This window comes from Vibrio sp. 1751 (assembly GCF_033339895.1).
GTDB classification, from domain to species: domain Bacteria; phylum Pseudomonadota; class Gammaproteobacteria; order Enterobacterales; family Vibrionaceae; genus Vibrio; species Vibrio alginolyticus.
Genome location: NZ_JAWOVM010000054.1, coordinates 20,269 through 30,806 on the forward strand (window position 1 = coordinate 20,269; position 10,538 = coordinate 30,806).

General features: G+C 45.7%; 6 protein-coding genes. 4 read left to right on the plus strand and 2 right to left on the minus strand.

Annotation, left to right across the window (positions count from 1 at the left end; translation table 11 throughout):
- Nucleotides 1-20 precede the first annotated feature (20 nt).
- Together purD and purH are read right to left on the minus strand one after the other, a co-directional pair.
- Nucleotides 21-1,310: a phosphoribosylamine--glycine ligase gene (gene purD, locus R7041_RS15975; protein ID WP_054577303.1), complete on the minus strand. Its 1,290-nt coding sequence runs from the start codon at nucleotides 1,308-1,310 to the stop codon at nucleotides 21-23.
- A 194-nt stretch (nucleotides 1,311-1,504) separates the two neighbouring features.
- A complete protein-coding gene (purH, locus tag R7041_RS15980; protein WP_033907147.1) occupies nucleotides 1,505-3,097 on the minus strand; it encodes a bifunctional phosphoribosylaminoimidazolecarboxamide formyltransferase/IMP cyclohydrolase in 1,593 nt (530 codons plus the stop codon).
- A 265-nt stretch (nucleotides 3,098-3,362) separates the two neighbouring features.
- Between purH and zntR the strand changes: the two genes are divergently transcribed.
- The 4 genes from zntR to R7041_RS16000 all read left to right on the plus strand — a co-directional run bounded on the left by zntR (nucleotide 3,363) and on the right by R7041_RS16000 (nucleotide 9,751).
- Nucleotides 3,363-3,761, plus strand: coding sequence for a Zn(2+)-responsive transcriptional regulator (gene zntR / locus R7041_RS15985; protein ID WP_005382529.1), 399 nt, complete (start codon nucleotides 3,363-3,365; stop codon nucleotides 3,759-3,761).
- Nucleotides 3,762-3,924: 163 nt separating this feature from the next.
- Nucleotides 3,925-5,487, plus strand: a complete 1,563-nt coding sequence (gene cadC, locus R7041_RS15990) for a lysine decarboxylation/transport transcriptional activator CadC (RefSeq protein WP_064368841.1) — start codon at nucleotides 3,925-3,927, stop codon at nucleotides 5,485-5,487.
- A gap of 667 nt (nucleotides 5,488-6,154) precedes the next feature.
- Nucleotides 6,155-7,498: a cadaverine/lysine antiporter gene (gene cadB, locus R7041_RS15995; protein ID WP_017635552.1), complete on the plus strand. Its 1,344-nt coding sequence runs from the start codon at nucleotides 6,155-6,157 to the stop codon at nucleotides 7,496-7,498.
- Nucleotides 7,499-7,615: 117 nt separating this feature from the next.
- Nucleotides 7,616-9,751, plus strand: coding sequence for a lysine decarboxylase CadA (locus R7041_RS16000; protein ID WP_005451159.1), 2,136 nt, complete (start codon nucleotides 7,616-7,618; stop codon nucleotides 9,749-9,751).
- Nucleotides 9,752-10,538: the final 787 nt, after the last annotated feature.

Consider the following 10,538-nt stretch of genomic DNA (forward strand, 5'->3'; position numbering starts at 1 on the left):
TTAGCCAACTCATGTTGTTTTTATTTTTCTTGCTCACGTGCAATTGCACGGTAGCCGATGTCGTTGCGATGGAACATGCCATCCCAACGGATCTGTTTTGCAAGCTCGTAAGCACGCTGCTGCGCTTCTGATACACTGTTGCCAAGTGCGGTTGCACAAAGAACACGACCACCGTTTGTCACGATGTCGCCATCTTTGTTATCTGTACCAGCATGGAAGACTTTTTCGCCTTCAATTTCAACTTGTGGCAGACCCGAAATAACGTCGCCTTTGTTGTACGCTGCTGGATAACCACCGGCTGCTAGCACGATACCAATCGATGCTCGTGGATCCCACTTCGATTCCGCTTGATCCAGTTTCTCGTCGATTGCCGCTAGGCACAGATCAACAAGATCCGATTCCATGCGCATCATGATAGGTTGTGTCTCAGGATCACCGAAGCGGCAGTTGTACTCGATTACTTTCGGAGTGCCGTCTTTGTCGATCATCAGACCCGCGTATAGGAAACCAGTGTAAGGGTTACCTTCAGAGGCCATGCCACGTACTGTTGGGTAAATCACTTCTTCCATGATGCGGTTGTGGATTTCCTGTGTTACCACTGGAGCTGGAGAGTATGCTCCCATGCCACCGGTGTTAGGACCAGTATCTTTGTCGCCTACGCGTTTGTGGTCTTGGCTGGTGGCCATTGGCAGAACGTTCTCACCATCCACCATCACGATGAAGCTTGCTTCTTCACCATCTAGGAACTCTTCGATAACGACACGACTACCAGCATCACCAAATGCGTTGCCTGCTAGCATGTCTTTGATTGCGTCCTCAGCTTCTTCTAGCGTCATTGCCACAATCACGCCTTTACCAGCTGCAAGGCCGTCGGCTTTCACCACGATCGGTGCACCTTGCTCACGCACGTAAGCCAGTGCAGGCTCGATTTCAGTGAAATTCGCGTAGGCACCCGTTGGAATTTGGTGACGAGCAAGGAAGTCTTTGGTAAACGCTTTAGAGCCTTCAAGTTGCGCTGCGGCTTGGGTAGGACCAAAGATTGGTAAGCCCGCTTCGCGGAACGCATCAACCACACCAATAACCAGCGGTGCTTCTGGGCCAACGATAGTCAGTTCAATCGCCTTCTCTTTGGCGAAAGCAACAAGGCCAGCGATGTCTTCTACATCGATGTTTACGTTCTCTAGTTTTGGCTCTAGTGCTGTACCTGCGTTGCCTGGAGCAATGAAAATAGTCTCAACATTTGGGTTTTGCGCTGCTTTCCAGCCTAGCGCATGTTCACGACCGCCTGAACCAATGATTAAAACTCGCATATGAAAATCCTTAATCTTATAAATACCGTTTGCTCAAACTCAGATATTTCGCAAAGACCTGAGTATGGCCTCTCTAATTCAATGGGACGAGGACAAGGCGACAAGTGAACTTATTCCTATGAGCATAGTATGCTATGTGATTAGGATAAGTGAACGCCGTCAACGCAGTTATCGTCCCAGTGAAGACGAGAGGATTAGTGGCGGAAGTGACGCATACCGGTAAAGATCATCGCCATGCCGTGTTCGTCTGCCGCTGCGATAACTTCGTCATCACGCATAGAACCACCTGGTTGGATCACACACTTGATGCCCGCTTCTGCAGCCGCGTCGATACCGTCACGGAATGGGAAGAATGCATCTGATGCCATTACACAACCTTCAACCTGTAGACCTTCGTCTGCAGCTTTGATGCCTGCGATTTTCGCAGAGTAAACGCGGCTCATTTGGCCAGCACCTACACCGATAGTCATGTCGCCTTTCGAGTAAACGATTGCGTTAGATTTCACGTATTTCGCTACTTTCCAGCAGAATAGGGCATCTTTCAGCTCTTCTTCTGTTGGCTGGCGCTTAGAAACCACTTTTAGATCGTCTAGGCTTACCATGCCTTGGTCACGGTCTTGAACCAGTAGACCGCCATTCACCCGTTTCACGTCAAAGCCAGTTGTCTTCGTTGTCCATTCGCCACATTCAAGTAGACGCACGTTCTTCTTCGCTGCAACCACTTCAATCGCTTCAGCAGAAACGGAAGGAGCGATGATGACCTCAACGAATTGACGTTCAACAATAGCGGTTGCTGTTTCAGCATCTAGCTCTTGGTTGAATGCAATGATGCCGCCGAACGCTGATGTTGGGTCAGTTTGGTAAGCGCGGTTGTATGCTTCTAGAATGTCTTTACCCAGCGCTACACCACATGGGTTCGCGTGTTTTACGATCACACATGCTGGCTCGTTGAACTCTTTCACACACTCAAGTGCGGCGTCCGTGTCTGCGATGTTGTTGTAAGAAAGGGCTTTACCTTGGATTTGGCGAGCAGTAGAAACAGATGCTTCTTGTGGGTTTGCTTCAACGTAGAATGCGGCTGCTTGGTGGCTGTTCTCACCGTAGCGCATGTCTTGTTTCTTCTCGAACTGTTGGTTGAAAGTACGTGGGAATTTAGACTCTTCATCACCTTCTTTGTTCTCACCGTAAGATGGAACCATAGTGCCGAAGTAGTTTGCGATCATGCCATCGTAAGCGGCAGTGTGTTCAAAAGCAGCGATGGCAAGGTCGAAGCGAGTTTCGAGAGTGAGAGATTTGTCGTTTGCGTCCATCTCTGCAATTACGCGGCCGTAATCACCTGCGTTAACAACGATAGTCACGTCTTTGTGGTTTTTCGCTGCAGAACGAACCATGGTTGGGCCGCCGATATCGATGTTTTCAACCGCGTCGGCTAGTGTACAGCCTTCTTTGGCAACGGTTTCTGCGAATGGGTATAGGTTTACGACAACCATATCGATAGGGTTGATGCCGTGCTTTTCCATCACGTCATCATCTTGGCCACGACGACCAAGCACACCACCGTGAACTTTTGGGTGAAGCGTTTTAACGCGGCCGTCCATCATTTCTGGGAAACCAGTGTAGTCAGAGACTTCGGTTACGGCGATGCCTTGTTCGGCAAGTAGGCGAGCTGTACCACCAGTAGATAGGATATCGACACCGCGCTCAGCAAGAGCTTGCGCAAACTCAACAATACCTGTTTTGTCTGATACGCTGATAAGCGCACGGCGAATAGGACGAGCGTTATTCATGCTTCCATTTTCCTCAAATTCACGGAGTTAAAGATGTTTGCCAAAAATGAACTTGTTTTTACCTCTTGGGGTAAAATATTGGCCAGTTTTGGTAAAGACCTTTGCAGGGTGTTTTCTGGTTAGAAAACAGTCTCCACATTTGATGGCGCGTATTCTAACCAATTTATTACAAAAAAGCTCGCGCAATCGTTTGGCATCTCAAAAATAATTGCAAAAAAGTCGTTCTTTAGCTTTAAAAGTAACGAGATAGTTAATAGGGAAAGTTATGTTTCAGATAGGTGAACTGGCAAAACGTTGTGGTGTGACTGCCGATACATTGCGTTTCTACGAGAAAAACGCGCTAATAAAACCCGCAGGACGAAGTGAGTCAGGCTACCGCTTGTATGATGAAGAGAATCAAAAGCAGGTGCACTTTATCCTCAAAGGTAAAGATCTTGGCTTGAGTCTGGATGAAATTAAAGACCTGTTAGAAATTAAGTTAGAAGCGACAGAACACAGCTGTGCAGAGGTAAAAGCCATTACTTCTGCTAAGTTAGAGCTGATTGATGGGAAAATTAACGAGCTGACGAAAATTCGCCGAGCTTTGAAGAAGATTAATGATGCTTGTTGTGGTCATACAGACGATGACGCCACACATTGCTCTATCCTCGCAGCACTTGAGTAGTCTCATTCTTGCATCACTTAACTTAAGTTTGCATTTTTGGCGACTTGCTTTTCTAGGTACACGCTGCTTTCCCACCTATAATCTTGCCTTTAGTTACTTGTAGGAATCGACCATTGTCTGATTCCTAGCGTAACGCTGTCTGTAGATACGAGAGTTTTCATACATGGTTGGAGTCTATTTTCAAATCAATGACTGGGTTTTGAGCGTGGATGAAAATAAGCTGTATCGACAAGATAGGGAAGTTACTGTTGAGCCACGCTTAATTAATCTTTTGCACTTCTTAGCGGAGCATGCGAATGAGGTGTTCAACCGCGAGGAATTGATTCAGTACGTTTGGGCTGGAGCGATTGTGACCGATCAAGTGGTGACTCAATCCATCTTTGAGTTGCGTAAGCTACTACGTGACGGTCGAGAGGAAAATACCAACTACGTTATCACGGTGCCCAAGCGTGGCTATAAGCTGGTAGCGAACGTGGTTACTATGACGCATGAAGAGTTTGTCACAAGTCGGCAAAATGAAGAGATCCTACCTTCTGTTGAAGAATCGGAAGAGGATTGTCTACCTATAGCACCAGCCGTTACCTTTCCTGCCGGTCCTCTAACTCGCGCAGTCTGCGAGATGTCAAAAGAGAAAAAAGCACCTCAGAGCAAAAACAAAATCAGCCCTTGGCGATTGGGAATTATGAACTTCATCTGGATCAGTATGTTGGTCGTAGTGATGGGCGTGTTTACCTACAAGCAGTCGGAAGTGCGTATTACCCAAGCCATCGATACCCATCTGATTGAGTTCAAGTTTCAAGATAATTTTACGAATGAAGGATTAAGCTACGATTTGGCAGACGGATTCGCCCAAAAGTTGATGTCCGACATTGCTCAAGTCAGTGATTACCGAGTCATGCTAAAGAAGGCGTCGTTTACTTCTGGCATTGTGCCTGGTAAATCGGTTGTGGTGAGAGTTCGTGAGAATGACGGTGGCAGCTTTTTAGAGGTGGAATATCGCAATAACTCATCTGAGAAAGTGTTGTTTAGTCGTCAATACGCGTTAACCAGTAGTCATTTAAAGACAGTGCTTCAACAAGCGTCGTTGGATTTGATGCAAGTGCTGAAAGTGTCGGATGCCAAATTGAAATCTACGATGCTGGTGGCGGGAATGCCAATGAATCCCGACGCGTTGGAGTTGTTTGTTCAGGCTAACCATTACCTTAATGTCTCTGATACTAAACAATTCCGCCAAGGTATCGACTTGATGGAAAACATTTTAGAAATCGAGCCGGATAATGCTTACGTTCAAGCTGAGTTGTTGATTGCTTACCATGTACAAAAGGCACTTGATTTCTCACAGGAGTTGAAGAAAGGGCGAATGCAGCAGCTCAGTGAAGCACTAGAGACTAATGTGAAAATGATGGTGGGGCCAATTCAACCGCGAATTTATGAAGCTTTAGCACTGCACGAAACCATCATTGGTGACATGGCGTTAGCCAAGCGGCATCTCGGACAGGCATTGAGGTTACGTGATTCAGTGCTTTCCTATGTGATTCGCGGTAAGCACGCCGAATTGGATGGTGATCTGGATTTAGCCAGTGAGTCTTACAGTGAAGCTTTCTATATTGATACGTCGGTTGAGACGTACCTGCTGTGCGAAAACTTGGTCTTCCCAAGTAACATGAAGGCGATTGATTACGCCATGTATCGCGCCGTTCACCCTTCTGTCGTTCGAATGCTTTAATTCTCTCGGACTCAACGTCAGTCTAATGCTAGCCCCTCATTTTGATGAGGGGCTTTTTTGTCGCTGTCGAAAAGTGAAAAGGGTGGGGCGGTGGGGCAATGACTTACGAAGGAGCTAACAACGCAAGCTTGCAACGGGAATACATACCCGGTTTGCTTCTCTATCTCTATCTCTATTTCTATCTCTATCTCTATTGATTGTATGAAGTGTCTGGATGAGTTATGTGGCGAGAATGATTTTGGTGCCTTCTTGCATGCGAGATGAATATTGACTTGGGTCAAGAAGTGCGATCAGGGAGAGATTTATGGAATCAACACTTCAGGGAATTAACCCTTCGGGATGGGGAAGTTGATAGAGGTTGATAACTTTTATCGCGATGACCAACGAGTTGATGAGAGTTTATCTATCGGTAGAAGGTTTGATGTTTTTCTTGTAACTGTATGAATAATATAGTTTTATGTTTTTGTGTTTATCATGTTTATCTCAACTTGATGTTGATGAACTAATCATTTTATTGATAACACCAAGTTTATTTTTTTCCCGATTTTTGGGCGTAGTCTTCACTTCGAAATTTAGCGAGGTCGAGAAGGTTCCTCCTCATAGCATCTCGCTAATAACCATTCAGTTTGAGTCATGTTGACTCGAGTAGAATAGATTTGGAGATGTTATGTCATCGAATGCGAAAAAAATCGGCCTTATTGCCTGTACGGGTGTCGTAGCCGGTAACATGATGGGTAGTGGTATTGCACTATTACCTTCTAGTCTTGCCTCTGTAGGCTCTGTTTCAATCTTCAGTTGGCTGATCTGTTTGGTCGGTGCACTGAGTCTGGCGTTCGTTTACGCTCGTCTGGCAACCAAAAACCCACAAGAAGGTGGTCCTATCGCTTATGCTGGCGAAGTGTCTCCGGTATTTGGTTTCCAAACGGGCGTTCTTTATTACCACGCGAACTGGATTGGTAACCTGGCTATTGCCATTACAGGTGTTTCTTACCTTTCAGTATTCTTCCCTGTGCTTAATAACCCAATTCCAGCAGGTATTGCGACGATTGCATCGGTATGGATCTTCACTTTCGTCAACCTACTTGGTGGTAGCTGGGTAAGCCGTCTATGTACGCTTGGTTTAGTTCTTATCCTTATCCCAGTTGTTGGTACAGCTGCATTTGGTTGGACGCACTTCGATACTGCGCTTTACAGCCAAAACTGGAACGTATCAGCAGGCACTGACAGCCACGCGGTAGTAACAGCGGTTCTTATCTGTCTATGGTCATTCGTAGGTGTGGAATCAGCAGCGGTATCGACGGGTATGGTAGAAAACCCTAAACGTACTGTACCACTAGCAACTATGTTAGGTACTGGTATCGCAGGTGTGATTTACATCCTATCAACTCAAATGATCAGCGGCATGTTCCCAGCGTCAGAAGTTGCGGCATCAGGTGCGCCATTTGCATTGGCAACCACTGAGCTATTCGGTAGCTGGACTGCACCATTCGTATCAGCATTCACAGCACTAGCATGTTTCACTTCGCTAGGTTCTTGGATGATGCTGGTGGGCGAGGCTGGTAAACGTGCAGCAAGCGATGGCAACTTCCCTAAAATCTACGGCGAAACTGACAAAAACGGTGTGCCTAAGAAAGGTCTAATCCTTGCGTCAATCAAGATGACTGCACTGATGGTTGTACTGATGTTCTTCAGCTCTAAAACAGCACACGCATCAGACCTGTTCAACCAGCTAACGACTGACGCAGTTCTACTAACAATGCTGCCTTACTTCTACTCAAGCATTAACTTGATTCGCTTCGAAGGTATGACAACACGCAACGGCTTCGTAATGCTGTTCTCTGGTGTGGCTTGTCTGTTCTGCTTCATCGCACTAGCAGGTGCAGAGGGCGGTACGCTAACAGCAACCTTCATCGTGTCTCTAGTTATCTTGATGTTCTACAGCAAAAAAGCAGGTCTTGCTCAGTACGTGAAAATGCACGCTGAAGACATGCCTGCCCAAGCAAGCAACTAATCCCCAAAACGCTGGCACTACGGTGCCAGCCCATAAAACCCAAATTCACGCGGCGCTCACCTTACTCATTGCCTGTAAATGGCAAAGAGCGCCCTCATTCGCCTTGGAGATGTCCAAATGAATATATTCGCTATCTTGAACCACATGGGTGTGTTCTTTAAAGAAGAGCCAGTTCGTCAACTTCACGCTGCTCTTGAGAAAGCGGGCTACGAAGTGGTTTACCCAGTAGATGATAAAGACTTGATCAAAATGATTGAGATGAACCCACGCATTTGCGGTGTGCTGTTCGACTGGGATAAATACTCACTAGAGCTATGTGAACGTATCAGCCAAATCAACGAAAAACTGCCTGTTCACGCATTTGCTAACGAACAGTCTACTCTAGACATTTCACTAACAGACCTACGTCTAAACGTGAGCTTCTTCGAGTACGCTTTAGGTATGGCTGACGACATCGCTATCAAAATCAACCAAGCGACTGAGGCATACAAAGATGCCATCATGCCTCCATTCACTAAAGCGTTATTCAAATACGTAGAAGAAGGTAAATACACCTTCTGTACTCCAGGTCACATGGGCGGTACTGCATTCCAGAAAAGCCCTGCTGGTAGCATCTTCTACGATTTTTACGGTCCAAACACATTCAAAGCGGATGTATCAATCTCAATGCCTGAGCTAGGTTCTCTACTAGACCACTCAGGTCCACATAAAGATGCAGAAGAATACATCGCACGCACATTCAATGCAGACAGCTCGTACATCGTAACTAACGGTACGTCTACATCGAACAAAATCGTTGGTATGTACTCAGCACCTGCGGGCAGCACAGTACTGATTGACCGTAACTGTCACAAATCTCTGACTCACCTAATGATGATGAGCGACGTGACACCAATCTACTTCCGTCCAACTCGTAACGCATACGGCATCCTTGGTGGTATCCCACAAAGCGAATTCAGCCGCGATGTAATCGCAGAGAAAGTGGCGAAAACACCAGGTGCAACAGCACCAACTTACGCAGTAGTGACTAACTCAACTTACGATGGTCTGTTGTACAACACGCAATTCATCAAAGAGTCGCTAGATTGTAAACACATCCACTTCGACAGTGCTTGGGTGCCTTACACTAACTTCAACCCAATTTACGAAGGTAAATGTGGTATGAGTGGTGAAGCGATGCCAGGCAAAGTGTTCTACGAAACACAATCAACACACAAACTGTTGGCAGCGTTCTCACAAGCTTCAATGATTCACGTGAAAGGTGACTTTGATAAAGAATCTTTCAACGAAGCATTCATGATGCACACTTCAACTTCACCTCAGTACGGCATTGTTGCTTCTACTGAAACTGCAGCGGCAATGATGCGCGGCAACACTGGTAAGAAGTTGATGCAAGACTCTATCGATCGCGCAATCCGCTTCCGTAAAGAGATCAAACGTCTAGAAGCAGAAAGTGACAGCTGGTTCTTCGATGTGTGGCAACCAGAAAACATCGATACCACGGAATGTTGGAAACTAGACCCTAGCGACACATGGCACGGCTTCAAGAACATGGATGACAACCACATGTATCTTGATCCAATCAAAGTAACGCTACTGACTCCTGGGATGAATAAAGAAGGCGAACTAGAAGAATCAGGTATTCCTGCTTCGCTGGTGGCTAAATTCCTAGACGAGCGCGGCATCGTGGTAGAGAAAACAGGTCCATACAACTTGTTGTTCCTATTCTCAATCGGTATCGACAAATCAAAAGCAATGCAATTGCTACGCGGTCTAACTGAATTTAAACGTGGCTACGACTTGAACCTAACCATCAAGAGCTTCCTACCTTCGCTATACAACGAAGACCCAAGCTTCTATGAAGGCATGCGCGTTCAAGAACTAGCACAAGCAATTCATGACCTAACTAAGAAATACAACCTACCAGAGCTAATGTACAAAGCGTTCGATGTACTTCCAGAAATGAAAGTAACACCACACGCAGCATGGCAAGAAGAGCTTCGCGGTAACGTAGAAGAAATCAAACTGGAAGAAATGGTTGGCCGCGTAAGTGCGAACATGATCCTTCCTTACCCTCCAGGTGTGCCACTAGTACTTCCTGGTGAAATGGTGACTCAAGAGTCTCGCCCTGTGCTGGACTTCCTAGAGATGCTTTGTGAGATCGGTGCGCATTACCCAGGTTTCGAAACCGACATCCACGGTCTATACCAACAAAAAGATGGTAGCTACACCGTAAAAGTATTGAAGAACTAAGTTCCTCTCGAAGATGACGCCATTGGGAATGCAAGCATGCTCCACTCTTACGAGCTCAATGCGTCATCGAACAATAACGACATTTAGATATACCCCTAACTAATCTGTCGTAAAGAGAAGGGCAAGGATGCTCTGATCTTTTCTTCTATATAGAAGAAACACTTTTCCAAGACTTCACCTGAAGTACCCCAAATAAAAAGCAAAGACCAAAAGAGCAGTTCGTCATCGTTCTGCTCTTTTTTCGTCTTTATATAGATAGAAAGAGAAAAAAGAACCAAGAGAGATAAGATCAGCAATCAAAATCACAAAGAAATCGGCGATCTTTTAATGCAGAAGTCAGGTGTTTCATCATGAAAAGATCCTCTGCAACCCGAAATATTAGACAAGATCGTTGAGTATCTATGCAGAATGCTCGTTATTTGTTCGGTTGAGAGTTTTTTTGCAAAAAACGCTTGTACTAATTTCTCAACTCCCTATACTGCGCATCCACCGACACGGAGTGAGACGAAAGTCACACAGCGAGTCGGAATTGAGAGAAAAGAAATTTGAAAAAAATGCTTGACTCTCTCACGGTGTGAAGTAAGATACGCACCCCTAACGACGAGCAACTAAGTTGCTGAAAATGTTAGAAAAGCTCTTTAAAAATAAGAACCTATCAATCTGTGTGGGCACTCGTTGATGATAATCCAATTAGATACCTCGGTATCAAATTAGGTTTCAATGAAACGAAGTGACCATTGAATCTTCGGATTCAGCACAGTCAATTCAAACATTACTTTATGTAATG